This is a genomic window from Leucobacter sp. GX0328 (assembly GCF_053567315.1).
This window is the reverse complement of record NZ_JBSGPC010000001.1, coordinates 227,479-253,075: the sequence shown is the minus strand read 5'-3', so window position 1 is coordinate 253,075 and position 25,597 is coordinate 227,479. Positions and strand designations below refer to the sequence as shown.

23 protein-coding genes are annotated in these 25,597 nt (G+C 70.0%); 18 read left to right on the top strand and 5 right to left on the bottom strand.

The features are described 5' to 3' along the window. Positions 1-171 precede the first annotated feature (171 nt). On the bottom strand, positions 172-1,161 hold the full coding sequence (gene coaA, locus ACUYTF_RS01100) for a type I pantothenate kinase (RefSeq protein WP_434141375.1): 990 nt from the start codon (positions 1,159-1,161) through the stop codon (positions 172-174). Between the two features lie 32 nt (positions 1,162-1,193). Between coaA and glmS the strand changes: the two genes are divergently transcribed. From glmS to tsaD, 6 genes are read left to right on the top strand one after another with little or no spacing between them, the layout of a single operon-like run. Then, the gene (gene glmS, locus ACUYTF_RS01095; RefSeq protein WP_434141377.1) at positions 1,194-3,035 is read left to right on the top strand and encodes a glutamine--fructose-6-phosphate transaminase (isomerizing); all 1,842 of its coding nucleotides are present in this window, start codon (positions 1,194-1,196) and stop codon (positions 3,033-3,035) included. Between the two features lie 10 nt (positions 3,036-3,045). Further along, the gene (locus ACUYTF_RS01090) at positions 3,046-3,432 is read left to right on the top strand and encodes a holo-ACP synthase (protein ID WP_434141379.1); all 387 of its coding nucleotides are present in this window, start codon (positions 3,046-3,048) and stop codon (positions 3,430-3,432) included. Further along, positions 3,429-3,938 (top strand): tRNA (adenosine(37)-N6)-threonylcarbamoyltransferase complex ATPase subunit type 1 TsaE, encoded by a 510-nt coding sequence (gene tsaE / locus ACUYTF_RS01085; protein WP_434141381.1) that lies wholly within the window; start codon positions 3,429-3,431, stop codon positions 3,936-3,938. The genes ACUYTF_RS01090 and tsaE overlap by 4 nt, the downstream gene beginning before the upstream one ends. After that, positions 3,935-4,597, top strand: a complete 663-nt coding sequence (gene tsaB, locus ACUYTF_RS01080; protein ID WP_434141383.1) for a tRNA (adenosine(37)-N6)-threonylcarbamoyltransferase complex dimerization subunit type 1 TsaB — start codon at positions 3,935-3,937, stop codon at positions 4,595-4,597. Before tsaE ends, tsaB begins: the two co-directional genes overlap by 4 nt. Then, positions 4,590-5,066: a ribosomal protein S18-alanine N-acetyltransferase gene (gene rimI, locus ACUYTF_RS01075; RefSeq protein ID WP_434141385.1), complete on the top strand. Its 477-nt coding sequence runs from the start codon at positions 4,590-4,592 to the stop codon at positions 5,064-5,066. Before tsaB ends, rimI begins: the two co-directional genes overlap by 8 nt. After that, positions 5,063-6,214 (top strand): tRNA (adenosine(37)-N6)-threonylcarbamoyltransferase complex transferase subunit TsaD, encoded by a 1,152-nt coding sequence (gene tsaD, locus ACUYTF_RS01070; protein ID WP_434141387.1) that lies wholly within the window; start codon positions 5,063-5,065, stop codon positions 6,212-6,214. The genes rimI and tsaD overlap by 4 nt, the downstream gene beginning before the upstream one ends. 168 nt (positions 6,215-6,382) lie before the next feature. On the opposite strand, the gene ACUYTF_RS01065 is transcribed toward tsaD, so the two are convergent. Together ACUYTF_RS01065 and ACUYTF_RS01060 are read right to left on the bottom strand one after the other, a co-directional pair. Continuing rightward, positions 6,383-7,615 carry a THUMP-like domain-containing protein gene (locus tag ACUYTF_RS01065; RefSeq protein WP_434141389.1) on the bottom strand — a complete coding sequence of 411 codons (1,233 nt, stop codon included), beginning with the start codon at positions 7,613-7,615 and terminating at the stop codon, positions 6,383-6,385. A gap of 18 nt (positions 7,616-7,633) precedes the next feature. After that, complete coding sequence (locus ACUYTF_RS01060) at positions 7,634-8,089, bottom strand: DUF4190 domain-containing protein (RefSeq protein WP_434141391.1); 456 nt, start codon at positions 8,087-8,089, stop codon at positions 7,634-7,636. 254 nt (positions 8,090-8,343) lie between these two features. Here ACUYTF_RS01060 and groES point away from each other — a divergent pair, with 254 nt between their 5' ends. The 8 genes from groES (at position 8,344) to ACUYTF_RS01020 (ending at position 16,866) form a co-directional block, all read left to right on the top strand. Continuing rightward, positions 8,344-8,640 (top strand): co-chaperone GroES, encoded by a 297-nt coding sequence (gene groES / locus ACUYTF_RS01055; RefSeq protein ID WP_434141393.1) that lies wholly within the window; start codon positions 8,344-8,346, stop codon positions 8,638-8,640. A gap of 159 nt (positions 8,641-8,799) precedes the next feature. Then, a complete protein-coding gene (gene rarD / locus ACUYTF_RS01050; RefSeq protein WP_434141395.1) occupies positions 8,800-9,699 on the top strand; it encodes an EamA family transporter RarD in 900 nt (299 codons plus the stop codon). A gap of 132 nt (positions 9,700-9,831) precedes the next feature. Further along, on the top strand, positions 9,832-11,334 hold the full coding sequence (gene guaB, locus ACUYTF_RS01045) for an IMP dehydrogenase (RefSeq protein WP_434141397.1): 1,503 nt from the start codon (positions 9,832-9,834) through the stop codon (positions 11,332-11,334). 89 nt (positions 11,335-11,423) lie between these two features. Beyond that, on the top strand, positions 11,424-12,545 hold the full coding sequence (locus tag ACUYTF_RS01040) for a GuaB3 family IMP dehydrogenase-related protein (protein WP_434141399.1): 1,122 nt from the start codon (positions 11,424-11,426) through the stop codon (positions 12,543-12,545). Positions 12,546-12,547: 2 nt separating this feature from the next. Beyond that, complete coding sequence (locus ACUYTF_RS01035) at positions 12,548-13,456, top strand: SURF1 family cytochrome oxidase biogenesis protein (RefSeq protein WP_449279219.1); 909 nt, start codon at positions 12,548-12,550, stop codon at positions 13,454-13,456. Between the two features lie 10 nt (positions 13,457-13,466). Then, positions 13,467-13,916, top strand: a complete 450-nt coding sequence (locus ACUYTF_RS01030) for a DUF3817 domain-containing protein (protein WP_434141403.1) — start codon at positions 13,467-13,469, stop codon at positions 13,914-13,916. 66 nt (positions 13,917-13,982) lie between these two features. Next, the gene (gene guaA, locus ACUYTF_RS01025; protein ID WP_434141405.1) at positions 13,983-15,575 is read left to right on the top strand and encodes a glutamine-hydrolyzing GMP synthase; all 1,593 of its coding nucleotides are present in this window, start codon (positions 13,983-13,985) and stop codon (positions 15,573-15,575) included. Between the two features lie 310 nt (positions 15,576-15,885). After that, positions 15,886-16,866 (top strand): NYN domain-containing protein, encoded by a 981-nt coding sequence (locus tag ACUYTF_RS01020; protein ID WP_434141407.1) that lies wholly within the window; start codon positions 15,886-15,888, stop codon positions 16,864-16,866. A gap of 214 nt (positions 16,867-17,080) precedes the next feature. Here the strand turns inward: ACUYTF_RS01020 and ACUYTF_RS01015 are convergent, their stop codons facing one another. Beyond that, positions 17,081-17,917: a Bax inhibitor-1/YccA family membrane protein gene (locus tag ACUYTF_RS01015; protein ID WP_434141409.1), complete on the bottom strand. Its 837-nt coding sequence runs from the start codon at positions 17,915-17,917 to the stop codon at positions 17,081-17,083. Between the two features lie 149 nt (positions 17,918-18,066). Between ACUYTF_RS01015 and ACUYTF_RS01010 the strand changes: the two genes are divergently transcribed. Further along, entirely contained in the window at positions 18,067-19,077 is a 1,011-nt protein-coding gene (locus ACUYTF_RS01010) for a glycerophosphodiester phosphodiesterase family protein (protein ID WP_434141411.1), read from the top strand. A gap of 6 nt (positions 19,078-19,083) precedes the next feature. On the opposite strand, the gene ACUYTF_RS01005 is transcribed toward ACUYTF_RS01010, so the two are convergent. Then, complete coding sequence (locus ACUYTF_RS01005; RefSeq protein WP_434141413.1) at positions 19,084-20,067, bottom strand: asparaginase domain-containing protein; 984 nt, start codon at positions 20,065-20,067, stop codon at positions 19,084-19,086. 111 nt (positions 20,068-20,178) lie between these two features. Between ACUYTF_RS01005 and ACUYTF_RS01000 the strand changes: the two genes are divergently transcribed. The 3 genes from ACUYTF_RS01000 to ACUYTF_RS00990 all read left to right on the top strand — a co-directional run bounded on the left by ACUYTF_RS01000 (position 20,179) and on the right by ACUYTF_RS00990 (position 25,592). Continuing rightward, positions 20,179-22,776 carry a UvrD-helicase domain-containing protein gene (locus ACUYTF_RS01000; RefSeq protein WP_434141415.1) on the top strand — a complete coding sequence of 866 codons (2,598 nt, stop codon included), beginning with the start codon at positions 20,179-20,181 and terminating at the stop codon, positions 22,774-22,776. A 99-nt stretch (positions 22,777-22,875) separates the two neighbouring features. Then, positions 22,876-24,009 (top strand): hypothetical protein, encoded by a 1,134-nt coding sequence (locus ACUYTF_RS00995; RefSeq protein ID WP_434141417.1) that lies wholly within the window; start codon positions 22,876-22,878, stop codon positions 24,007-24,009. Continuing rightward, positions 24,006-25,592 (top strand): CoF synthetase, encoded by a 1,587-nt coding sequence (locus ACUYTF_RS00990; protein WP_434141419.1) that lies wholly within the window; start codon positions 24,006-24,008, stop codon positions 25,590-25,592. The genes ACUYTF_RS00995 and ACUYTF_RS00990 overlap by 4 nt, the downstream gene beginning before the upstream one ends. The last annotated feature ends 5 nt before the right edge of the window (positions 25,593-25,597 follow it).

The window sequence follows — 25,597 nt, the reverse complement described above, 5'->3', positions numbered from 1 at the left end:
GGCCCCGTCGACCCGAGCGCGGGTCGGCGGGGCCGAGTCGCGCCCTACGATGTACGGATCCCTGCTGAGTGCGGAGCCATACGGTTCACCGTCATGGCCCCGGTGGGCCATATGGCACCACACCTGTTGGAGCGCCGGCGCGGCCGGCGCCAGGGCAGGGAGCCGTTCGATTCAGAGCTTGCGCAGGAGCACCTTCTGCACGCTGTGGTCGGCGTCCTTGCGCAGCACGGCCGTGGCCCGCGCGCGGGTCGGTCGGATGTTCTCGATGAGGTTCGGCTCGTTGATGTTCGTCCAGAACTCGTCGGCGACGGCCATGGCGACCTCGTCCTCCAGGCCGGCGTAGCGGCGGAAGTACGAGTCGGGGTTCGAGAACGCGCTCGCCCGCAGCTTCAGGAAGCGGTTGCGGTACCAGCGGTGGATGTCGGACGTGCGCGCGTCGACGTAGACCGAGAAGTCGAACAGGTCGCTGACCGCGACCGGATGCTCCATCGACGCCGGGCGCAGCACGTTGAGCCCCTCGACGATGAGGATGTCGGGGCGGCGCACCACGGCGTACTCTCCGGGCACGATGTCGTAGATGAGGTGGCTGTAGATCGGCGCGCACACCTCGGGCACCCCGGCCTTCACCTGCGACACGAAGCGCAGCAGGGATCGCCGGTCGTACGACTCGGGGAAGCCCTTGCGCGAGGCGATGCCGCGGCGCCGCAGCTCGGCGTTCGGGTACAGGAACCCGTCGGTCGTGACGAGCGACACGTTCGGCGTCTCGGGCCAGCGCGCGAGCAGGTCGCGTAGAATACGGGCCACGGTCGACTTGCCGACCGCCACCGAACCGGCGATGCCGATGACGAACGGGCTCTGCTGCTCATCCGGATGCTGCAGGAAGCCGCGGGTGCGGTTGTGCATCTCGCGCGCCGCCAACGCGTACTGGTTGATGAGCCGACTGAGCGGCCGGTACACCTCGGCGATCTCGGTGAGGTCGAGCGGCTCGCCGAGGCCGCGGAACGCCCGCACTTCCTCCTCGGTCAGCGGCATGGGAGTGGTGTCCGCGAGGCGCGACCATTCCTCGCGCCCGATCTCGGTGAACGGCGTGAGGAATTCGGGTCGGATCAACGCCTGGGTGTCGGTTCCGATTTCGCCGGTCTCGGCGCTGCTGTCAGTCATCGTCCATCAATCGTGCCACTAAAATATTCCTCATGTGTGGAATCGTCGGATATGTCGGCCCGAATAGTACGGTCGACGCGCTGATCGGTGGCCTGCGCCGCCTGGAATACCGCGGATACGACTCGGCGGGCATCGCCGTGTACGACGACACCGGTCAGATCGCCGTGCGCAAGCGCTCGGGCAAGCTCGCGCGCCTCGAAGAGCTGCTCGAGGCCGCCCCCCTCGCGGCCGCGGGCACCGGGATCGGCCACACCCGGTGGGCGACCCACGGCGGCCCCACCGACGAGAACGCGCACCCGCACCTCGGCGACGACGGCAAGCTCGCGCTCATCCACAACGGCATCGTCGAGAACTTCGCCGAACTGCGCGCGGAGCTCGCGGGAGAGGAGTTCCACGGTGAGACCGACACCGAGGTCGTCGCCGTGCTGCTGGGCCGCGAGGTCGCCCGCACCGGCGATCTCGAATCCGCGTTCCGCGGCGTCGTGAAGCGTCTCGAGGGCACCTTCACGCTGCTCGCGATGCACCGGGACGAGCCCGGCAAGGTGGTCGCCGCCCGGCACCACTCGCCGCTCGTCGTCGGCCTCGGCGACGGCGAGAACTTCCTCGGCTCCGACGTCGCCGCATTCGTCAGCTCGACGCGTCGCGCCGTCGCTGTCGACGAGGACAACATCGCGATCATCACGCCCGAGGGCGTGCGCATCACCGACTTCGACGGCGCTGCGGTCGAGTTCGCCGAGTTCGAGGTCGAGTGGGATGCCGATGCGGCCGACAAGGGCGGCTGGTCGTCGTTCATGGCGAAGGAGATCAACGAGCAGCCCGAGGCGGTCGCGAACACCGTGCGCGGCCGCCTCTCGGGCCGCGCGGTCGTCGTGCCCGAGCTCACTCCGCTCGATGACCGCCTGAAGGAGATCGACCGCATCGTCATCATCGCCTGCGGTACCGCATCGTACGCGGGACAGGTCGGTTCGTACGCGATCGAGCAGTGGGCGCGCGTGCCCGTCGAGGTGCAGCTCAGCCACGAGTTCCGCTACCGCGAGCCGGTGCTCAGCGATCGCACCCTCGTCATCTCGGTCAGCCAGTCGGGCGAGACGATGGATACGCTCATGGCCGTGAAGTACGCGATCGAGCGCGGCACCACGACCGTCTCGGTGTGCAACACGCAGAGCGCCACCATTCCGCGCGAGTCGGATGCGGCCGTGTACACGCACGCCGGCCCCGAGGTCGCCGTCGCGTCGACGAAGGCCTTCACCGCCCAGATCACTGCGCTCTACCTCATCGGTCTGCACCTCGGCCGCGTGCGCGGCACCCTCTCGGACGACGATTCGGCCACGGCCGTCGCCGAGTTCGAGACGCTGCCCGAGAAGGTGCGCGAGGCCGTCGACACCCACGAGCAGATCGCTCAGCTCGCGCACTGGATGGCCGACACCCGCTCGGTGCTCTTCCTCGGCCGCCACGTCGGCTTCCCGATCGCCCTCGAAGGCGCGCTGAAGCTGAAGGAGATCGCCTACATCCATGCGGAGGGCTTCGCCGCGGGCGAGCTGAAGCACGGCCCGATCGCGCTCATCGACCACGGCCAGCCCGTGTTCGTGCTCGTGCCGAGCCCGCGCACCGCGCCGCTCATGCACTCGAAGGTCGTCTCGAACATCCAGGAGATCCGCGCACGCGGTGCCCGGGTGATCGCGATCGTCGAGAAGGGCGACACCGCGGTGCTGCCGTACGCCGACGACGTCATCCGCATCCCGCTCTCGGATCCGCTGTTCGACCCGATCCTGCAGGTCGTGCCGCTGCAGTGGTTCGCGCTCGAGCTGTCGACCGCGAAGGGCCTCGACGTCGATCAGCCGCGCAACCTCGCGAAGTCCGTCACCGTCGAGTAGCGTTCGCAGCATGATCGTCGGCATCGGCGTCGACACGGTCGACATCCCGCGCTTCGAGCGGCAGCTCGAGCGCACCCCGGCGCTGCTCGAACGGCTCTTCACGCCGACCGAGCGCGGGCTGTCGCTCGTCTCGCTCGCCGCGCGCTTCGCCGCCAAGGAGGCGCTGATCAAGGCGCTTGGCGGCTCGGGCGAACTGCGCTGGCACGACATGAGCGTCGCCAGGGATCGGGGCGATGCGCCGGCGTTCATCTCGACGCCGCGCTTCGCCGAGGCGCTCGCCGAGAAGGGCGCGCATCGCGCGCACCTCTCGATGACGCACGACGCCGGCGTCGCCACCGCGTTCGTCATCATCGAGCGCGACCCGCACGCGGAGACCCCCGGGGGAGGCGCGCGATGACGCGGCTCGAGATCGCCGACCCGGATGCGATGCACGACCTCGGCCTGCGGCTGGGGCGCGTGCTCGCTGCCGGCGACCTGCTCATCCTGACCGGGCCGCTCGGCGCGGGCAAGACGACGCTCACGCGCGGCATCGGCGAGGGCCTCGGCGTACGCGGGCCCGTGCAGAGCCCGACCTTCGTGCTCGCGCGCACCCACCCGTCGCTCGTCGGCGGTGCTCCGCTCGTGCACCTCGACGCCTACCGTCTGAACGATGCGACCGAGCTCGACGACCTCGACATCGACTTCGAGGCCTCCGTCGTCGTCGCCGAGTGGGGCGCCGGCCTCATCGACGAGCAGGAGTCGTGGGTCGAGATCGTGATCGAGCGCCCGGTCGGCGCGGGGGAGGCCGTCGATGCGGGCGCGGGGCCCGAGGCGGAAACCGACGCGGAGCACGAGCTCGTCGAACCGCGCATCGTCACCATCGCCGGGCACGGGCCCCGATGGCAGAGGGGAGTGCTCGCATGACCGACGCGCACAGCGATATCGCGGCGCCCGAGCTCGGCGGGCAGGTGCTGCTCGCGATCGACACGGCCATCGGCACGAGCATCGCGCTCGGCGCCGACGGGCGCATCACCGAGGTCTCGAGCGACGACCCCCGCGGCCACGCCGAGCTCATCGGCCCGCTGCTCGCCGAGGTCTTCGACCGCTCGGGCGTCGCGCCCGAGCGGGTGACCGGCGTCGTCGCAGGTATCGGGCCCGGCCCGTTCACCGGGCTCCGCGTCGGCATCGCCGCCGCGCACGTCTTCGCGCAGTCGCGCGCCGTGCCGCTCCTGCCGTTGCAGGGACACGAGGCCGTCGCGCTCGATCACCTGCGGGGCGCCGAAGCCGGCGTGCGCGTCGTGCAGGATGCCCGGCGGCGCGAACTATTCGTCACCGACTACTCGGGCGTCGACTGGGCGGGCATCCCCGTGCGCAGCGACGGGCCGCGACTCGTCGCCCGCACCGACCATGCCCCGGTCGTAGGCGAGATCTGGCCCGAGCGCATTCCGGCGAGCGGGCTCGTGCGCCTCGCCGCCCGTCGCCTGGCCGCCGGCCTCGCCTTCGAATCCGACCGCGCCCTGTACATCCGCCAGCCCGACGTGCTCGTGTCGTCGGGGCCGAAGAAGGTCATTCCGAGTGCTTGATGCGGTGGCGGGCGAGCTCTCGATCCGCTCGGCCGAAGAATCGGATCTCGACGCGATCCTCGCGATCGAACGCGCCGTGTTCGGCGGCGAGGCCTGGAGCGAGGGCGCGCTGCGCTCGGAGCTCACGGGCGACTTCCGCCGCTATATCGTGCTCGTCGATGAAGCCGGGGCCGTGCAGGGCTACGCCGGCCTTCTCGCGGTAGGCGACGACGGCGACATCCAGACCATCGCGCTCGCACCCGCCGTGCGCGGTGCGGGCCACGGCAGACGCCTCATGGATGAACTGCTCGACGAGGCCGACCGACGGGGCACCCGCCAGGTGTTTCTCGAAGTGCGCGCCGACAACCCGCCCGCCCGGGGCCTCTACGCCTCGCTCGGCTTCGCGGAGATCGGCGTGCGCCCCCGCTACTATCAACCCGACGACGTCGACGCCGTGGTCATGCGGCTGAATCTGGAGGACCGGCGATGAGCCCGAACCGCGAGCCTCTCGGGAGCGCTCATGGCACGAGTGTCGAGCCGCTCGGCAGTGCTTATGGCACGAGCGTCGAGCCGCTCGTGCTCGGCATCGAGACCAGCTGCGACGAGACCGGCGTTGGTATCGTGCGCGGCCGCACGCTGCTCGCCAATGCGATCGCGTCGTCGATGGAGGAGCATGCACGATTCGGCGGCGTCGTGCCCGAGGTCGCCGCGCGTGCGCACCTCGAAGCGATGACCCCGACCATCGACCGCGCGCTCGCAGACGCCGGCGTGACGCTCGACGAGATCGACGCCGTCGCGGTGACCTGCGGCCCCGGCCTCGCCGGCGCGCTCATGGTGGGCGTCTCCGCCGCGAAGGCGCTCGCGGTCGCGCGCGGGCTGCCCCTCTACGCCGTGAACCACCTCGTCGGCCACGTCGGCGCCGACCTGCTGCAGAGCGAGGGGCTGCGCCCCGCCGTCGGCGACATCGGCGAGCTCGAACTGCCGACGGTCGCGCTGCTCGTGTCGGGCGGCCATACGTCGCTGCTCGTCGTGCGCGACCTCACGGGCGACGTCGAGATGCTCGGCGAGACGATCGACGATGCCGCCGGCGAGGCCTTCGACAAGGTCGCCCGCCTGCTCGGGCTGCCCTACCCCGGCGGCCCCCAGATCGACCGCGCCGCCGCAGACGGCAATCCGACGGCGATCCGCTTCCCCCGCGGCCTGACGCTGCCGAAGGATATGGCGAAGAACCGCTACAACTTCTCGTTCTCGGGGCTCAAGACCTCGGTCGCCCGCTGGGTGGAGAAGCGCGAGGCCGAGGGGCTCGAAGTGCCCGTCGCCGATGTCGCCGCGAGCTTCAGAGAGGCCGTCGTCGACGTGCTGCTCACGAAGGCGCTCGCCGCGTGCGCCGACCTCGGCGTACCGCGGCTGCTGCTCGGCGGGGGCGTCGTCGCGAATGCGCGCCTGCGCGAGGTCGCCGCGGAGCGCTGCGCCGCCGCGGGCGTCGAGCTGCGCGTGCCGCCGCTGTCGCTGTGCACCGACAACGGGGCGATGATCGCATCGCTCGGCGCGCAGCTCGTGGCGGCCGGCCACGCGCCGTCATCGCTCGGCTTCGGCGCCGACTCGACGCTGCCGGTCACCGAGATCCAGGTCGCCTAGACCCGTCGCCTGCTCGACTCGTCGACTGCAGGCTGCCCGCCCTGCCGCCTGCCCGCCCTGCCGGCTGTTTACCCCGCCCGAACTTCGGCTCTCACCCGTATTTCGGATCGCATCCCCGGTTCTCATCCGAAATACGGGTGAGAGCCGAAGTTCGGGCGCAGGTGTCCGTCAGCAGCGCTCGGCGAGGAGCGCGACGTGGCGCTCGCCCTCGCGGGTGAGGAACAGCGTCGCGCTCCGCGATCCCTGCAGCTTCAGACGCGACCGCAGCTGCGCAGGGTCGACGTCGGCGCCCCGCTTCTTGATCTCCAGGCGACCGATTTCGCGCGCGGCGAGCGCCTTGCGCAGCTGCTTCTCCTTCGCCGGCAGCCGCTCGAGCACGCGAAAGGCGGCGGCGAACGGCGTCGGGACGAGCTCGTCGCCCGTGAGATAGGCGATGCGCGCGCTGACCATGCCCGCCCCCAGCTGCTCGGCGAGCAGCCCGATGAGGCGCGCGCGGATGACGGCGCCGTCGGGCTCGTAGAGGAACTCGCCGAGGCCGCGCGCCTCGGCATCGGGAGTGTCGGCCGAAGCGGTGAGCTCGTGCACGTGGTCATCGCCATCGCGGCCCGAGCGGTGCACGAGCGCCGCGCGACCGATGCCGGGTCGCGCGGCGGCGCCGAACCACAGCCCCATCTCGACGAGCTGCCCGTCGCTCGACACCCACTGCGCCTCGGCGTTCTCGGGGATGAGGTCGCGGTCGAGCCCCGGGCCGAGCTTCACCCCGGTCGGCATCCGGTCGCCGTGCGAGAAGGCGAAGCCGAGCGAGGGGGAGTAGTCCCCGTGCGAAGCGAGGCGTCTCGTATCCCGATGCCCGGCCGTGCGTCGGGCGGGGTCGAGGAAGGCGCCGTCGACGCCGTGCGCGAGCGGCAGCGCCTCCGCGTCGCCCACCCGCACCTCGGCGTCGCAGCCGACCGCCCGCAGGTTGTGCGCCGCCAGTCGTGCCGTGAACGGGTCGAGCTCGACCGGGGCGGGAGTGAGACCCGCGCCTGCGATCGCGAGCGACTCGGCTCCGATGCCGCAGCCCAGGTCGGCGACCGATGCGCAACCCGCGCGCGCGAAGCGAGCCGCATGCAGCGCCGCGATCGGCGCGCGGGTCGCCTGTTCGAGCCCCGCGGGCGTGAAGAGCAGCCGCGAGGCGAGTGCGCCGAACTTCGCCCGCGCGCGGCGCCGCAGGTCGGCCTGCGTGAGCAGTGCCGAGACCTCGTCGGGTTCTGCTCCCGCGCGCCGCAGTGCGGCGCCGACGGCGGAGGGGTCGCTGCCGCCCGCGATCTCGGCCTCGACGCCCCGGAGGCGTTCCGCGCCGTCCGGGGCGAGCAGGGCCCGCCAGCCGGGCGGCCCGTCGGGGCCGTCTGCGCGCGTCATGCTCGGGTGCGGGGCGGGTCAGTATGCGTAGGAATCGTCCCAGGCGCCTTCCATGCCCGAGATGGCGGCGCCCATCGTGCCGAGCATGATGAAGATGAAGCCGATGTAGAAGATGAAGAACAGCGCGACCATGGCGAGCGAGGCGTAGCCGATGATGGTGCCGGTGAGGGCGAGGCCGCGGCCGGCGTCGCCGTTGCGCTTGATCTGGCTGAGGGCCATGTGCCCGAAGACGATCGCGGCGATCGGCGACAGGAAGGCGAGCACGATGGAGACGAGCGCGAAGGCATTGGTCGCGGCGAGCGTCGTGGCGCCGGCAGGAGCGGTGGCGGGCGGCGCGGGGAGCGGGGCGACGTAGGGGGCGGGTTCCGAGCCCGCGACGACGGCCTCGGGGAACTGCGCCGAGGGGAGCTGCATGTCGGGCAGCGGGACCGTGGGCTGTGCGGACGTGGGCTGCGGGGTGTCGGGGGTCGTCATGGTTTCCTCGATTCCGGTCGGCCGAGCAGGCGCGCTCAGGCGTCGCCGTCGATTATTCCACACCGCCGTTTCGCGCCGCCGTTCTCGAGGCGGGCGGCCGCAGGGCGGCGGCGGCCGTTCGCTGAGCGCGATCCCCGGCCGAATCATTGGCACTCACCTTGCGAGAGTGCCAGCGACGGCCATAGACTTTGCTGCAGAGCCCGACCGAAGTGGTGGGGCGCGAGAGTCACCTTGTCATCAGAAAGAGGTCAACCGTGTCGGTAGCCATCAAGCCGCTCGAAGATCGTATCGTCATCAAGCAGGTCGAGGCGGAGCAGACCACCGCTTCGGGTCTCGTGATCCCGGACAGTGCGAAGGAGAAGCCCCAGGAGGGCGAGGTCGTCGCAGTCGGCCCCGGCCGCGTCTCGGACAGCGGCACCCGCATCCCCGTCGACGTTGCCGTCGGCGACATCGTGATCTACTCGAAGTTCGGCGGCACCGAGGTCAAGGCCGGCGGCCAGGACTACCTCGTGCTCTCGAGCCGCGACATCCTCGCGGTCATCGAGCGCTGAGCGCTCACCGAGCACTCGCCCTGAGGGCGCGCACCGCGCCCGGGCATCAGCAGGAGCCCGTCGGGATCATCCCGGCGGGCTCCTGCGCGTTCGCAGGCGGGTTCGCGGAAGCGTTCCCGGTGCGCGATCCATCCCCGCCCGCGCCCTAGACTGGTGCGGATGAGCAGCACACGCACCGGCCTGGCCTTCGGCATCGGGGCGTACGCCTTCTGGGGCGCCTTCCCCTTCTACTTCACCCTCATCGCGGTCGTGAACCCGCTCGAGGTGGTGCCGTGGCGGGTCGCCACCACCTTCGCCGTCTGCATCGTCGCGGTGACCGTGCTGCGCAGATGGCGCCTCGTCCGGGCGATCCTGCGCACCCCGAAGCAGTTCGGCTGGTTCGCGCTGTCTTCGCTCATGCTCTACGCCAACTGGCAGATCTTCATCATCGGCGTCATCACCGGCCACGTCATCGAGACCGCGCTCGGCTACTTCATCAACCCGCTCTTCACGATCGTGCTCGGCGTCATCTTCCTGAAGGAGCGCCTCAGCCGCCTGCAGTGGACCGCGGTCGCGATCGCGGCGGTGAGCGTGCTCGTCTCGGCGATCGCCTACGGCTCGTTCCCCTGGATCGCGCTCGGCCTCGCGTTCTCGTTCGGCATGTACGGGCTGCTGCGCAAACGCACGGGCGAGGTCGACGGCATCACCGGCCTCATGATCGAGACCCTCGCCTCCGCGCCGATCGCAGTCGTCCAGCTCGTGCTGGTCGGCGTCTTCGCGGGGCTCACCGGCCTCTCGCACGGCACCGGCATCACGGTGCTGCTGATGCTGAGCGGCGTGATGACCGCGATCCCGCTCGTGCTCTTCGGCGAGGCCGCCAGGCGGCTGCCCCTGTCGACGCTCGGCTTCATCCAGTTCCTCACCCCGATCATCAACTTCCTCTACGGCTACTTCGTGCTGCACGAGGAGATGACCTTCGGGCGCTGGGCCGGCTTCCTCGGCGTCTGGTGCGCGCTCGCGATCCTCGTGTTCGACATGGTCAGAACGGGGCGGCGGCAGGCCGCGGTCTTCCGGGAATAGGGCGTTCGCCCGAGGCGCAGCCGTTCCGAGGCCGCACCCGCCGCGATCCCTTACACTGAATAGTGGTACGGCGGCCGCCCGCATCAGTCGACCCCGCGCCCCCAGGCCCAGCCACAACATAGATGAGGTTTTATGGAACAGCGTGACCCCTTCGCGTTCACCGGTCTGACTTATGATGACGTGCTGCTGCTCCCCGCGCACACGGACGTCATTCCGAGCGAGGCGGATACGTCGACCCAGCTCACCAAACGCATCCGCCTCGGCATCCCGCTCATCTCGGCGGCGATGGACACCGTGACCGAGACCCGCATGGCCGTTGCGCTCGCGCGCCAGGGCGGCATGGGCATCCTGCACCGCAACCTGTCGATCCAGGATCAGGCCGAGATGGTCGACCGGGTCAAGCGCAGCGAAGCGGGCATGATCACGAACCCCGTCACCACCACGATCGACGCGACGGTCGCCGAGGTCGACGCGCTCTGCGGCGAGTACCGCGTATCGGGTCTGCCCGTCGTCGACCAGAACGGCACGCTGCTCGGCATCATCACCAACCGCGACATGCGGTTCATCGCCCCCAGGGATCGCGCGAACGTGCGTGTCGAGGACGCTATGACGCGCATGCCGCTCATCACTGCGCCGACCGGCATCTCGCGCGCCGACGCCGCGGCGATCTTCAGCAAGCACAAGATCGAGAAGCTGCCCCTCGTCGATGACGCGGGCAAGCTCACCGGTCTCATCACGGTCAAGGACTTCGACAAGGAGGAGGAGTACCCGAACTCGGCGAAGGACGATGCGGGGCGCCTGCTCGTCGGTGCCGCGGTCGGCTTCTTCGGTGACGCGTGGAAGCGCGCGGGCGCCCTCGTCGACGCGGGCGTCGACGTCATCATCGTCGACACCGCCAACGGCGACAGCCGCGGCGTGCTCGAGATCATCGCGAAGATCAAGGCCGACCCCGCATTCGCGCGTGTCGACGTCATCGGCGGCAACGTCGCGACCTATGCCGGTTCGAAGGCGCTCGTCGAGGCCGGGGCCGACGCGGTCAAGGTCGGCGTCGGCCCCGGCTCGATCTGCACCACCCGCGTCATCGCCGGCGTCGGCGTGCCGCAGGTGACCGCGGTCTACGAGGCGGCCAAGGCGGCGACGCCGGCGGGCGTTCCGGTGATCGCCGACGGCGGTCTGCAGTACTCGGGCGACGTGGCGAAGGCCCTCGTCGCCGGCGCATCCTCGGTGATGATGGGGTCGCTCCTCGCGGGCACCGACGAGAGCCCGGGCGAGCTCGTGCTGCTCGGCGGCAAGCAGTACAAGAACTACCGCGGCATGGGGTCGCTGGGCGCCCTCCAGACGCGCGGCGAGCGCACCTCATACTCGAAGGATCGCTACTTCCAGGCCGACGTGCCGAGCGATGAGAAGCTCATCGCCGAGGGCATCGAGGGCCAGGTCGCCTACCGCGGCTCGGTCGGCACGGTGGTGCACCAGATGGTCGGCGGGTTGCGCCAGTCGATGTTCTACGTCGGTTCGCGCTCCATCGACGAGCTCAAGGAGCGCGGCGAGTTCGTGCGCATCACCTCCGCCGGGCTCAAGGAATCGCACCCCCACGACGTGCAGATGGTCGTCGAGGCGCCCAACTACCGGCGCTAGATACGGCACTTCCCGGAAGGGGGCGGAGCGGCTTGAACTGCTCCGCCCCCTTCCGCCGTCTGTCAGGAGCGAGCGGATAGACTGGCAGGGTGAGCAACGAGATCGAGATCGGGCGGGGCAAACGCGCCCGCCGCGTGTACACCTTCGATGAGATCGGCATCGTGCCGACCCGTCGCACCCGCGACCCCGAGCTGGTATCGACCTCCTGGTCGATCGACGCGTTCCATTTCGGGCTGCCGGTGCTCGGCGCCCCGATGGATTCGGTGATGTCGCCCGCGACGGCGATCGAGCTCGGCCGTCTCGGCGGTCTCGGCGTGCTGAACCTCGAAGGCCTGTGGACCCGGCACGAGAACCCCGAGGCGCTGCTCGAAGAGCTCTCGACGATCACCGATGAAGTCGCCGCGGTCAAGCGCATGCGCGAGATGTACGCCGCGCCGATCCGCGCCGAGCTCATCACCGCGCGGCTCGGCGAGATCCGCGAAGCCGGCGTCACGGTGGCCGGGGCGCTCTCGCCCCACCGCACCGCGCAGTTCACCGAGACCGTGGTGAACGCCGGCGTCGATCTGTTCGTCATCCGCGGCAACACCGTCTCTGCAGAGCACGTGTCGGTCGAGGGGCGCGAGCCGCTCAACCTGAAGCAGTTCATCTACGAGCTCGACGTGCCCGTCATCGTCGGCGGGGCGGCGACCTACCAGTCGGCGCTGCACCTCATGCGCACGGGCGCTGCGGGCGTGCTCGTCGGTTTCGGCGGCGGCGCATCGTCGACGACCCGCGCGACGCTCGGCATCCGCGCACCGATGGCCAGCGCGATCGCCGATGTGGCGGGCGCGCGCTCCGACTATCTCGACGAGTCGGGCGGCCGCTACGTGCACGTCATCGCCGACGGCGGTCTCGGCAGCTCCGGCGACCTCATCAAGGCGATCGCCTGCGGTGCCGACGCCGTCATGCTCGGCACGGCGCTCGCCAAGGCGTCTGACGCTCCGGGGCGCGGCTGGCACTGGGGCCAGGAGGCCCACCACGAGGATCTGCCGCGCGGCAAGCGCCTGCAGGTCGCGCCGGTGGCGCCGCTCGCCGAGGTCATCAACGGCCCGGCCCACACCGCAGACGGCGATGCGAACCTCGTGGGCGCGCTGCGCCGCGCGATGGCGACGACCGGGTACTCCGAGCTGAAGGAGTTCCAGCGCGTCGGCATCGTCTACGCCGAACGGTGACAGTGACGAGTACCGAGCCCGCTTCCCGTAAGCCCGAGTACCTCGGCGACCCCACGATCGCGCGCGTCGCGACGCGGCCGCGGTGGATCGCCGCGCTCGCACTCGCGCTGGCGGTCGCCGCGGGGTTCGCCTGGCTCGGCCGGTGGCAGCTCGACAACGCGATCCGCACCGACGCCTTCGACAGCGTCGAGTACGAGACGCCGCGCCCCCTCGAAGAGCTCGCTGAGCCCGGGGTCGCAGTGACCGAGGCGGCCGCCGGCGCCGTCGTCACGACCGCGGGCACGATCCGCTCGGACGACCTGCAGGTCGTCGCCCCGCGAGACAACGCGGGGCAGCGCGGCGCCTGGGTCGTGGGGCACCTCGTCACCCCGGCCGATGCGGCGGGCGAGACGCGCCACCTCGCGGTCGCGATCGGGTGGGCGCCCAGCGCCGCACAGGCCCGAAGCGCGATCGACGAACTCGCCACAGGCGGGGCGCTCGAGCCCGAGCTGGCGATCGAGGGGCGGTTCATGCCGACGGAGGGGCCGGTGGTGCCCGATGCCGGCGAGGACCCGTCGCTCATCAAATCGATGGTGCCGGCCTACCTCGTGAACCTCTGGAACGGCTTCGACAGCGGCGCGTACGCCGGGTACCTCGTGCTGCACCCCGAGGGCGACACCGCGCAGCTGATCGAATCGGTCGCCCTCGACCCGATCGACTCGGTCGCGCCCGAGGCGCCCGAGGCCGTCAACTGGCTGAACGTCTTCTACGCCATCGAGTGGGTCGTCTTCGCAGGTTTCGCCGTCTTCCTCTGGTGCCGCCTCGTGCGCGACGCCTGGGAGAAGGAGCACGAGATGAAACTGCTCGTCGCCGAAGAAGCTGCGGCTGCAGAGCGAAATGCACTCGCTGAACGATCAGACAGCGCCGAATAGAATAGGGATCATGCAGCTGCAGCCCAAGCCCGCCGATTATCCTCGCATCCGCAAAGCGTTGAGCTTCTACAAGGTCACCTCGGTGGTGACCGGTGTGATGCTCCTGCTGCTCTGCGCGGTGATGGTCATGAAGTACGCCTTCGGCGTGCAGCTCTACCTCTTCACACCCGACGGCTTCGCGCATTTCACGCCCATCGCGCAGGAGGGGCTCGAGAGCGAGTTCGCTCCGCAGGGCTTCGATCTGTTCCGCGCGATCCTGATCGCGCACGGCTGGTTCTACGTCATCTACCTCGTCTCCGACTTCCTGCTCTGGAGCCCGATGCGCTGGAACTTCTGGCGCTTCATCCTCATCGCGCTCGGCGGCGTCGTGCCGCTGATGTCGTTCTTCCTCGAAGCGCGCATCGTGCGCGAGGTCGACGGCTTCCTCGCCGAGCGCGAGGCCGCGCCCGCGGCGCGGTAAACTTCTCCCATACGTCACCCGCCGCGGTTCATGCCGCGTTATTCCGAAAGGCCGACCGCACAGACTATGGCGACGCAGGCACAACAGACCGAATCCGGGCACCGTCCCGTTCTCGTGGTGGATTTCGGGGCGCAGTACGCGCAGCTGATCGCACGCCGAGTGCGCGAGGCCGGCGTGTACTCCGAGCTCGTACCCCACACGATCACCGCGGCGGAGATCGCCGAGAAGCAGCCGCTCGGCATCGTCATGTCGGGCGGGCCCTCCTCGGTCTACGCCGAGGGCGCCCCCCAGTTCGACCCGGCTATCTTCGACCTCGGCGTACCGATGCTCGGCATCTGCTACGGCTTCCAGGTCATGGCGCACACTCTCGGCGGCACCGTCGCGAAGACCGGTGACAGCGAGTACGGCGCGACCGACGCTCAGCTGCTCGGCGACGGCGGCGCCCTCCTCGGCGGTCAGCCCGAGGCGCAGAGCGTGTGGATGAGCCACGGCGATGCCGTGCAGCAGGCTCCCGAGGGCTTCGAGGTCTACGCGAAGACCGACGTCACCCCGGTCGCGGCATTCGGTTCGCCGGAGCGGGGGCTCTACGGCGTGCAATGGCACCCCGAGGTGAAGCACTCGGAGCACGGCCAGCGCGTGCTCGAGAACTTCCTCCACCGCATCGCCGAGATCCCCGCCGACTGGAATGCGGGCAACGTGATCGCCGATCAGATCGAGCGCATCCGCGAGCAGGTCGGCGACGCCCGCGTCATCTCGGCCCTGTCGGGCGGCGTCGACTCGGCAGTCTCGACGGCGCTCGTGCACGAGGCCATCGGCGACCAGCTCACGGCGGTCTTCGTCGATCACGGACTGCTGCGCAAGGGCGAGCGCGAGCAGGTCGAACGCGACTACGTCGCCTCGACCGGCGTGAAGCTCATCACCGTCGACGCGGCCGACATCTTCCTCGGTCACCTCGAGGGCGTCACCGACCCCGAGCAGAAGCGCAAGATCATCGGCCGCGAGTTCATCCGCGCCTTCGAGAAGGTGCAGCTCGATCTCGTCGCCGAGGCGAAGGCGTCGGGCGAGAAGGTCAAGTTCCTCGTGCAGGGCACGCTGTACCCCGACGTCGTGGAGTCGGGCGGAGGCTCGGGTACCGCGAACATCAAGTCGCACCACAACGTGGGCGGGCTGCCCGAGGACCTCGACTTCGAACTCATCGAGCCGCTGCGCGCCCTGTTCAAGGATGAGGTGCGGGCGATCGGCCGCGAGCTCGGCATCCCCGAGGCGATCGTCGGTCGCCAGCCGTTCCCCGGCCCCGGCCTCGGCATCCGCATCGTCGGCGAGGTGACCCGTGAGCGTCTCGACGTTCTGCGCGAGGCCGATGCGATCGCCCGCGAAGAGCTGACCATCGCCGGGCTCGATCAGACGATCTGGCAGTGCCCGGTCGTGCTGCTCGCCGATGTGCGCTCGGTGGGCGTGCAGGGCGACGGCCGTACCTACGGCCACCCGATCGTACTGCGCCCGGTCTCGTCGGAGGACGCGATGACCGCGGACTGGACGCGGGTGCCCTACGACGTGCTCGCGAAGATCTCGAACCGCATCACGAACCAGGTGCCCGAGGTGAACCGCGTCGTGCTCGACGTCACCTCGAAGCCGCCGGGAACGATCGAGTGGGAGTGAGCGTTCAGGAAACGGCCATTTCTGGCCGTTTCTCGCTCACTCCGGGTTCGTCTCGACCCCGGTTGGCGCGTCAGCGCCAGGGTGTGGAACGCCCATTTCTGGGCGTTTCTCGCCTATTCCGAGGCCGTCTCGGCCTCGGTCGGGGCGCCAGCGCCGTAGAGGTGGAACGGCCATTTCTGGCCGTTTCTCGCTCACTCCGGGGTCGTCTCGACTCCGGTTGGCGCGTCAGCGCCAGGGGAAAAGCCCGGCTTCGGCTGGGCTTTTCCGTTTCGTGTCGCGCCTGCGCGGCCGGGCCTGTCACACTGGGGTGATGGCGGATACTCAGAATGGCCGTGTCGCGGTCTACCTCGACTTCGATAACATCGTGCTCTCCTGGTACGACCGGGTGCACGGGCGCAACTCGTTCGGCCGTGATCGCCAGCGCATCGCCGAGAACCCGAACGATCCCGAGACGGCGGCGCGTCTGAAGGCCGCCATCGTCGACGTCGGCGCGATCATCGACTACGCCTCGTCGTTCGGCACGCTGGTGCTCACGCGCGCCTATGCCGACTGGTCGGCGCCGATGAACGCGGAGTACCGGTCGCAGCTCGTCGCGCGCGCGGTCGACCTGGTGCAGCTCTTCCCTGCGGCTGCGTATGCGAAGAACGGCGCCGACATCCGTCTCGCGGTCGATGCGGTGGAGGACATGTTCCGGCTCGACGACCTCACCCACGTCGTGATCGTCGCCGGCGATTCGGACTACGTGCCGTTGGCGCAGCGCTGCAAGCGCCTCGGGCGCTACGTCGTGGGCATCGGCGTGGCCGGGTCGACGGCGAAGGCCCTGCAGGCGGCGTGCGACGAGTTCGCCTCGTACGATGCTCTGCCGGGCATCGAGCGGCCCGAGCCGCCGGCGAAGGCGGTCCCTGCACGGTCGTCGCGGCGCGGCGGCCGGTCCGGCGCCGCCGCTCAGTCGGCACCGGCCGCGCCCGCGGAGCCGGAGGAGCCCGGCATGAGCCTCGCCGACGATGACGTCGATGCCGTCGACGTCGACGACGAGTTCGACGACGATACCGAGGTGTCGGTGACGGGCCTGCTCATCCGCGCACTCTGGCTCAGCCAGGACAAGGACGACTCGGGCTGGCTGTACAGCTCGGCGGTGAAGCAGCAGATGCGCCGCATGGACCCGTCGTTCAATGAGAAGGCGATGGGGTTCCGCTCGTTCTCCGACTTCCTGCGCTCGCGCTCCGAGGTGGTCGAGCTCGAAGAGACGGGGCACGAGCGCCTCGTGCGGCTCCGGGATCAGTCGGCGTAGCCCGGCGATCCCTGGCGCTGTCGGCCTGGTCGGCCCGGCCGGCCCGTGCGCCTGTGACCCCGCGAATGCTGGAAATAGTGCAGTATCCGTGACGAATTGTGCACCAGATCGTGCATGCGCAGGGTCGCTGCCGCGGCACGGGATGCCCCGGGCCCAGACGACGATGGGCCCGGCCGCAGAACGGCCGAGCCCATCGAAAGCGCGCGCTGAGCGCTCAGTCGCCGCGCAGGATCGCGAGGATGCGCAGGATCTCGACGTAGAGCCAGATCAGCGTGACCATGAGGCCGAATGCGGCCGACCAGCCCCACTTCTCGGGCACGCGGTTCTTGACGCCGTTCTGGATCAACTCGAAGTCCATCACGAGCGAGTACGCGGCCAGCAGTACGGCGAAGACGCCGATCGCGACGCCGAGCCAGCCGGAGCGCATGCCCCACGGGCTGTCGGTGAGGTTGAACATCACCAGCACGAAGTTGATGAGCGAGAACACGCCGTAGCCGACGAGCGCGATGAGGAAGATCTTGTTGAGGCGCGGGCTCGTGCGCACCTTGCCGCTGCGGAAGAGCAGCAGCGTGACGCCGAACACCGACAGCGTGCCGATGATCGCCTGCGAGACGATGCCGGCCCACTGGGCCTCGAAGATGCCCGAGATGCCGCCGAGGAAGACGCCCTGCGCCGCAGCGTAGGCGACGATGAGCGGCACGCTCGGCTGCTTCTTGAACGAGTTCACGAGGCCGAGCACGAGGCCGACGATCGCGGCGGCGAAGATGACGAGCGGGGCGGCCTTCACGAGCCACCAGCCGACGGCGCCGAACGCGAGCACGATCACGAAGAGCAGCGCCGTCTTCGAGATGGTGTTCTCGTAGGTCATCGGGCGGTCCGAGGGAGCGATCGCCGGCGGCTGGCCGGGGCCGAGACCCGCGCCCGTCGCGGGCTGGTCGATGCCCGGGCGCTGCGGCTGGGCGGCCGGCTGGTCGTAGATGCGGTGCAGCTCGTCGGCGGTCATCGTCTTGCCGTTGAGTGCCGGGTTGCGGCTCAGGGCGGGGTTGCTCATGCGTCGGAGTCCTTCCTGGCGTATGGGCCGAAGTCATGTGAGTACTCCCAGACTATCGAATACGGGCCCTGCCGCGCCTGTGTTTTCGGGCTGAATGCCGGTGGGCTCCAGGGATCGCCCCGCTGAGTCCCGGCCACTACACTGTTGGCATGCCAGCGCCTCTCGTCATCGGCCACCGCGGTGCCTCAGGCTATCGCCCCGAGCACAGCGAGTCGGCGTACCGCCTGGCCTTCGAGCTCGGCGCCGATCTCGTGGAGCCCGACATCGTCTCGACCCGCGACGGCGTGCTCGTCGTGCGGCACGAGAACGAGATATCGGGCACGACCGATGTCGCCGCGCACCCGGAGTTCGCCGATCGGCGCACGACGAAGGTCGTCGACGGTAAGAGTCTCACCGGCTGGTTCACCGAGGATTTCGACTGGGCCGAGCTGCGCACGCTGCGCTGTCGCGAGCGCCTCGCGAAGCTGCGGCCCGCGAATACGGAGTTCGATGGCGATGAGCCGATTCTGCGGCTCGCGGATGTGCTGCGCATCATCGATGATGAGAGCGCCGCGCACGGCCGCGAGTTCGGCGTGGTGCTCGAGATCAAGCACGCCCAGTTCTTCCTCGACCGCGGCTACGATCTCGGCGAAATGCTGCTCACCGACCTCGAACGGGCGGGCTGGGACGCGCGGCCCGATCGGGTCGTGTTCGAGTCGTTCGAGCTCGGCGTGCTCGACCGGCTGCGCGAGGCGGGCGCGCAGGGCGAGCTCGTGTTCCTGACCGAACGCGGCGGCGCTCCGGCCGATGAACCGGTCGGCGATGCGCACCCGCGCGGCTACGTCTGGTATCGCAGCGACGCGGGCCTCGATCTGCTCGCGACCCGGGTCGACGGCATCAGCGTCGCGAAGAGCAACCTCATCAAGCTCGGCCCGGTCGGTATCGCGGTCGGCCCGACGACGCTCGTGAAGCGGGCGCACGCGCGCGGGCTGCGCGTCTACACGTGGACGCTGCGGCCCGAGAACTTCTTCCTGAGCCTGCGCTTCCAGCGCCCGATCTCGCCCGCGCACCACGGCGACTGGCAAGGCGAGTTCGGTCTGATCATCGGGTCGGGCGTCGACGGCATCTTCGTCGATCACCCCGATCTGGGCCGCGCCGCGGTGGAGAAGCGCGAGGGCTGAGACCGCCTAGCGTGCTGCGCCGACGCACTCGCCGACGAGGTTCGTCTGCATGAGCGTGCGGATCTCGGCGGAGTCGCAGCCGCGGTCGAGCAGGAAGCCGAGCTTCGCGATCGCGGCCTCGACGGTGAGGTCGGAGCCGTCGATCGTGCCGGTCGCCGCGAGTTCGCGGCCGACGGCGTACCGGTCGAGGTCGACGCCGCCGTTCGCGCTCTGCGTGATCGCGACGACCGGGATGCGGCTGCACACCTCGCGCAGGGCGCCGAGCATGCCGGGGCGCGCCATCGGCGCGGTGCCGCTGCCGTAGCACTCGAGCACGAGCCCGTCGGGCGCCCCGCCGACCGCCGCGCGGAGATCGGCAGCGGTAACGGCGGGGGTGAAGCGGAAGCCGAGCACGCGCGCCGAGGTCGCGCGCGGGCTGCCGTGCGCGACGGGGACACCCGCCGCCCCCTGCGCGAGCGCCCGTTCGGCGCGGAAGGCCTGGAACGCGCTGCTGTCGTGCTTGGTCGCGCGCACGGCGGGCAGCAGGGCGCCGCCGAACGCGATCGATACGGGGGCGGCGCTCGAGGCCCGGACCGCGGTGCGCAGCGCGAGCGAGAGGTTGTCGAAGGCGTCGGTGCCGATGGCGCCGTGGGCGAGCTGGCTGCCGGTGACGATGACGGGCGCCCCGAGGTCGGCCAGGTCGAAGGCGAAGCGCGCCGCGCTGTACGCGAGCGTGTCGGTGCCGTGGGTGATGACGACGCCGCGGGGCCGCTGCGTGCGCACGCGGGCGCGCACCGCGCGGGCGATGCGGGGCGCGGTGTCGGCCTCGGCGTTCGCGCTGTCGATGGCGGGCAGCAGCTGGTTCACGCGGTGCTCGACGCCCATCGGCCCGCAGATGCTCGCGACGATCTCCTCGAGGATGTCCGGGAAATCGGGGTCGGGGGCGAGCCCGCGATCCGTTTCGTGCATGCCGATGGTGCCGCCGGTCGCGAAGACGAGAACTCCTGCCATGCCCACTATTCTCGCGGATGCGGCGACCGTGCGGCGACCGTGCGGCGACCGTGCGGCGACCGTGCGGCCGTCGGACCGCGTTGTCGGCGGCCCGGCCTAGACTTGTGGACGATGAGCGACTTCGAACTTCTCGACCCCTCCGGCATTCCGATCGGCGACGGCTTCGGCGCGCCCGCAGACGCCGGTGCCGACCCGCTGCTCGACGGGCTGAACCCGGCTCAGGAGCGCGCGGTGACCGCCCGAGGGCCGGCGCTGCTGATCGTGGCGGGCGCGGGATCGGGCAAGACGCGCGTGCTCACGCACCGCATCGCGCAGCTCATCCAGGGGCGCGAGGCCTGGCCGAGCCAGATCCTCGCGATCACCTTCACCAACAAGGCCGCCGCCGAGATGCGCGAGCGCCTCGAGGGGCTGCTCGGCTCGGGCGTCGAGGGCATGTGGGTGTCGACGTTCCACTCGGCCTGCGTGCGCATCCTGCGACGGGAGTCCGAGCGCTTCGGCTACGTGTCGGGGTTCACGATCTACGACTCGGCGGATTCGCGGGCGCTGCTCAAGCGCATCATCAAGGAGCTCGACGCCGACAGCTACGGATTCACCCCCGCGAACTCGGGGTCGAAGATCTCGAAGCTCAAGAACGAGCTCACCGACGTCGACGACTACCGCGCGACCATGAACGAGACCGACCCGCGCGACCGGCTCTTCGTCGAGATCTTCGCGATGTACCAGCAGGAGCTGAAGCGCGCGAACGCCTTCGACTTCGACGACCTCATCGGGCAGACGGTGCAGCTGTTCCGCTCGCACCCCGACGTCGCGGCGATCTACCAGCGGCGCTTCCGCCATATCCTCGTCGACGAGTACCAGGACACGAATCACGCGCAGTACTCCTTGATCCGCGAGCTCACGCGGCCGGTCGAGCCCGAGCAGGTCGAGCGGCTCGTGCCGCCGGTGCGGGGCCGCGAACTCGATGCCGCCGGGCGCATCCCGGGCGCTTCGCTCACCGTCGTCGGCGACTCCGACCAGTCGATCTACGCGTTCCGCGGCGCCGACATCCGCAACATCGTCGAGTTCGAGCGCGACTTCTCGGGGGCCGAGGTCGTGAAGCTCGAGCAGAACTACCGTTCGACGCAGAACATCCTGTCGGCCGCGAACGCCGTGATCGGCAATAACTTCGACCGCCAGGAGAAGAACCTCTTCACGACTTCAGGGCACGGGGCGAAGATCGTCGGCTTCACCGGATACTCGCAGCACGACGAGGCGCGCTTCGTCGCCGAGGAGATCGAAGACCTGCGCCGCGAGGGCATCGCCTACAGCGATATGGCCGTGTTCTACCGCACCAACTCGCAGACGCGCGCGCTCGAGGAGCTGCTGATCCGCTCGGCAGTGCCGTACCGCGTGCTCGGCGGCACGAAGTTCTACGAGCGCGCCGAGATCAAGGACGCCATGGCGTACCTGACGAGCATCGCGAACCCGTACGACCCGATCGCCTGGTCGCGGCTGCTCGGTGCGCCGAAGCGCGGCATCGGCCCCATGGCCGAGGCCCACCTCGCGAACTTCCAGGAGGCGCAGGGCATCTCGTTCGTCGACGCCATGCTGCGCGCCGACGAAGTGGCGGCGCTCGGCCCGAAGCTGAAGACGACGGTGCGGGAGCTCGGCTCGCTGCTGTCGCGCGCCGCGCGCATGGCGGCCGGCGGGGGCGCGACCGACGTCTCGTCGACCGCTCCCGATGCCGCCGACGGCGCAGAGAAGGCGCCCGCCCCCGTCGGCGATCTGCTGAAACTGCTGCTCGACGAGACCGAGATGATCGAGAGGCTGCGGGCGAAGCGCGACCCGCAGGACGACGCGCGCGCCGAGAACCTCGAAGAGCTCATCGCGGTCGCCCGCGAGTTCGACGCGAAGCAGCCCGGAGCCGGCCTCATCGCCTTCCTCACCGAGGTCAGCCTCGTGGCCGCCGCCGACGACCTCGACGACACGAGCGGCACCGTCTCGCTCATGACCATGCACACCGCGAAGGGTCTCGAGTTCAAGGCCGTCTTCATCACGGGTGTCGAAGAGGGGCTGCTGCCGCATCAGATGTCGGTCGACGAGATCGGCGGCATCAGCGAAGAGCGCCGTCTCATGTACGTCGGCATCACCCGCGCCCGCGAGCGCCTGTACCTCACGCTCGCCTCGACGCGCGCGACGTTCGGCGACATCTCCGCGGCGATGCCCTCCCGGTTCCTGCAGGAGATCCCCGAGGGACTCATCGACTGGCGGCAGTCCCCGGGCGAGGTCACCGGCCGCGGCGGCACCGAATCGCGCGCGCTCAACGCACCCCGCGGCGGCGCGGCGGCCGGCGCCGGCGGCCGCTTCCGCGCGCGCACCGACTCCGCGGTCTCCTTCGGCGGGAACGCCTCGGGGGCGGCTGCGGTGAGCGAGCCCGCGAGCGGCAATATGCAATCGGCGCTCGACAAATGGCGCGAGCGCAAGCGCCTCGCGAAGGAGGCGCAGGCCGCGGGCGGCGGCTTCCCGAACCTCATCGGCGGGGCGACCCGCGACAACGGCGAGCTCGAACTCTCTCCGGGAGATCGCATCACGCACGACGACTACGGCGGCGGCCGCGTCTCGGCGATCACCGGCACCGGTTCGAAGCGCGTCGCCCACGTCGTGTTCGACTCGGTGGGGGAGCGGAAGCTGCTCGTGAAGCTCGCCCCGATCGCGAAGACCGAGGGCTGAGCGGGCCGATGCGTCGAACCGGGCGGGGCGAACAATCGTGCGCGACCCGCTGCCCGGGTATTCCCGCAGCGGCGAACGGCACCCCGTAGGCTCATGACCATGAACGATTCATCGTCGAATCCGTGGCCGGCCATCGTGGAGGATGCGAGGCGCTACCCGAGCCCGCACAACTCGCAGCCGATCAAACTGCGGCCGACCGGCCGGCTCACCGCGACGGCGTACTACGATCTCGACCTCGGGCTCCCCGCCGAATCGTTCGGCATCCCGTTCGCCCACGTCTGCGCGGGCGTCTTCCTCGAAACCCTGCGGGTCGTCGCGAGAGCCGCGGGCTACGGAGTCGTCGAACGGCTGCACCTCGAAGAGATGGATTTCGACAGCGCCGATCGATTGCACCGCTTCGCCGATGTGACGCTCGCACCGCTCGACCTCGACGCCGACGAGCGCGTGCAGGCCGGCATCGAACTCGAACGGCTGCGCACCCGGCGCACCTCCCGCCGGCCGTACACGCGCCGCAGTGTGCCGGCCGAGGTGCTCGACGCCGCCGTCGCGCTGGCGGCGGGCGCCGGCTACGACTTCCGCTTCACGAACGATCGCGCGCTCGTGAAGCGCATCGTGCACGTCAACCAGGCGACGCTGTTCGACGACCTCGAGAACGACGCCGTCTACGACGAGATCATGACGTGGCTGCGGTTCTCGAAGGCGGAGGCGGGCGAGAAGGCGGACGGGCTCTCAGCGGAGGCGATGCTGATGCCCGGGGGCGTACTGAAATACGCGATGGGGCATCGATCCCTGTGGCGGGCGCCCGTCGTCGGCGATGCGATCAGGGCCGTCTACCTGAACACGATGCGCGGCGTGCACCAGCTCGGATGGCTCGAGGGGCCGTTCGACGGACCGGGCGACTACCTCGAGGCGGGGCGCACTTTCATGCGCCTCTGGCTCGAACTGCACCGGCACGGCGTCGTACTGCACCCCTTCGGCACGGTGATCACGAACCCGCGCTCGCACGAACTGTTCGCCGAAGCCGTCGGCACGCGCGAGGGAAGCGGGCGCATGGCCTGGATGCTGTTCCGCTTCGGATACAGCGCGTACCCGCCGCTCGCGCACCGCCGCAGCGCCGCAGCGATGCTGCTGGAGGCCGCAGAGGAGACCACCGCCGATATCGCCCCAGACCCGGGCCACGACTCAGAACCAGACCCGGGCCGCGGCCCCGCGGGCGCAGAGGAGACAGCATGAAACGCCTGATCGCATTCGGATTTCTCGCACTGCTCGAGCAAGCGGTGCGGCTGCTCATGCCGCGCGTCGGCACGCACCGCATCCTGCTCGCCCCGGGCATCGAGCCGCTGCGATGGAAGCTCGGCCGACTCCGCGCCTGGCGCACCTTCGAGCAGACCGCGCGCCGGGTGCCGGCCTACCGCGAGTTCCTCGCCGAGCGCGGCTTCCCGCGCAAGCTCGACACGAGCGCCGGGCTCGAGGCGGCTCTGAAGACCATCCCCGAGATGGACAAGGATTCGTATGTGAAGCGCTGGTCGATCCCCGAGCGCTGCCAGGGCGGCCGCATTCCGCGCCGCGGCGTCATCGTCGACGAATCGAGCGGCAGCTCGGGCACGCCGACGAGCTGGATCCGCGGGCCGCGCGAGCGCCAGGCCACGCGCCAGATCCTGCAGCTCGGCTACTCGAACACCGCGAGCGCGCTCAAGTACCCGCCGTTCGTGCTCAACGCCTTCTCGCTGGGCGCGTGGGCGACCGGCATGAACGTGACGACCTCCCTCACCGACGTCAGCATGATCAAATCGATCGGCCCCGACAAGAACAAGATCATCCAGACCATCCAGGAGTTCGGGCCGCGCTACACCTACGTGATCCTGAGCTACCCGCCGTTCTTGAAATCGCTCTTCGACGACACCCGTCTCGACTGGTCGCAGTACGACATCGTCGCGGCATTCGGCGGCGAAGGCATCAGCGAGAGCATGCGCGACCGCATCCTCGAAGTGGCGCACTCCGCCTACGGCAGCTACGGAGCGAGCGACCTCGAGATCAACCTCGCCCTCGAGACCGACTTCACAGTCGAGGTGCGGCGGGCGATCGCAGCGAACCCGGAGCTCGCGAAGCGCATCAGCAAGCGCGCCGAGTACGGCGTGCTGCCCATGGTCTTCCAGTTCAACCCGTTCAATTACCGCATCGAGACGAACGATCGCGGCGAACTGCTCGTGACCATCCTCCGCGCCGAGAACCTCAACCCGCGCGTCAGGTACAACATCCACGACCGCGGGCATGTGCTGCGCGTCGCCGAGCTCGAGCCGGTGCTGCGCGAGCTCGGGATGCAAGGCGTGATGCAGTCGAAGCTGCTCGACCTGCCGTTGCTCTTCCACTACGGCCGCAGCGACCTCTCGGTCGACTTCAACGGCGCCGTCATCGGGCCCGACTCGCTGCGCGATGTCGTGAACGCGCACGAGCTGCTGCTCGGCATCGTCGAGAACCATCGCCTCATATCGTTCGAGGACGCGCACGGCAACCGCCAGCTGCACCTCGCCATCCAGCTCGTCGACGGCGCCGACGCCGCCTCGCTCGATGCCCGTGCCCTCGCGGCCGAGATCTTCGCGCAGCTGCGTCGCGCGAACGGCGACTTCCACAACGCGATCCTCACCTCCGACGAGGCGATGCTGCCGACGCTCGCGTTCTACGCCTTCCGCCGAGGTCCGTTCGAGGGCGATGGCGCGAAACTGAAGAACGTGTACGTCGCCCACCTCGACGCCGATGAGGCGGCCGCGGAAGGGCTCGACCTCGAGATCGTCGCCGAGCAGCAGCTCGGCAAATAGCGCGG

Bases quoted from the DNA above. Each gene is read 5' to 3' on its own strand.
- ACUYTF_RS01020 (WP_434141407.1), top strand. From the start codon at position 15,886: ATGGCGGATACTCAGAATGGCCGTGTCGCGGTCTACCTCGACTTCGAT.
- ACUYTF_RS01005 (WP_434141413.1), bottom strand. From the start codon at position 20,067: ATGGCAGGAGTTCTCGTCTTCGCGACCGGCGGCACCATCGGCATGCAC.
- coaA (WP_434141375.1), bottom strand. From the start codon at position 1,161: ATGACTGACAGCAGCGCCGAGACCGGCGAAATCGGAACCGACACCCAG.
- ACUYTF_RS01090 (WP_434141379.1), top strand. From the start codon at position 3,046: ATGATCGTCGGCATCGGCGTCGACACGGTCGACATCCCGCGCTTCGAG.
- guaA (WP_434141405.1), top strand. From the start codon at position 13,983: ATGGCGACGCAGGCACAACAGACCGAATCCGGGCACCGTCCCGTTCTC.
- ACUYTF_RS00990 (WP_434141419.1), top strand. From the start codon at position 24,006: ATGAAACGCCTGATCGCATTCGGATTTCTCGCACTGCTCGAGCAAGCG.
- glmS (WP_434141377.1), top strand. From the start codon at position 1,194: ATGTGTGGAATCGTCGGATATGTCGGCCCGAATAGTACGGTCGACGCG.
- tsaD (WP_434141387.1), top strand. From the start codon at position 5,063: ATGAGCCCGAACCGCGAGCCTCTCGGGAGCGCTCATGGCACGAGTGTC.
- ACUYTF_RS01000 (WP_434141415.1), top strand. From the start codon at position 20,179: ATGAGCGACTTCGAACTTCTCGACCCCTCCGGCATTCCGATCGGCGAC.
- ACUYTF_RS01015 (WP_434141409.1), bottom strand. From the start codon at position 17,917: ATGAGCAACCCCGCCCTGAGCCGCAACCCGGCACTCAACGGCAAGACG.
- ACUYTF_RS00995 (WP_434141417.1), top strand. From the start codon at position 22,876: ATGAACGATTCATCGTCGAATCCGTGGCCGGCCATCGTGGAGGATGCG.
- rarD (WP_434141395.1), top strand. From the start codon at position 8,800: ATGAGCAGCACACGCACCGGCCTGGCCTTCGGCATCGGGGCGTACGCC.
- tsaE (WP_434141381.1), top strand. From the start codon at position 3,429: ATGACGCGGCTCGAGATCGCCGACCCGGATGCGATGCACGACCTCGGC.
- ACUYTF_RS01010 (WP_434141411.1), top strand. From the start codon at position 18,067: ATGCCAGCGCCTCTCGTCATCGGCCACCGCGGTGCCTCAGGCTATCGC.
- ACUYTF_RS01060 (WP_434141391.1), bottom strand. From the start codon at position 8,089: ATGACGACCCCCGACACCCCGCAGCCCACGTCCGCACAGCCCACGGTC.
- tsaB (WP_434141383.1), top strand. From the start codon at position 3,935: ATGACCGACGCGCACAGCGATATCGCGGCGCCCGAGCTCGGCGGGCAG.
- ACUYTF_RS01065 (WP_434141389.1), bottom strand. From the start codon at position 7,615: ATGACGCGCGCAGACGGCCCCGACGGGCCGCCCGGCTGGCGGGCCCTG.
- guaB (WP_434141397.1), top strand. From the start codon at position 9,832: ATGGAACAGCGTGACCCCTTCGCGTTCACCGGTCTGACTTATGATGAC.
- ACUYTF_RS01030 (WP_434141403.1), top strand. From the start codon at position 13,467: ATGCAGCTGCAGCCCAAGCCCGCCGATTATCCTCGCATCCGCAAAGCG.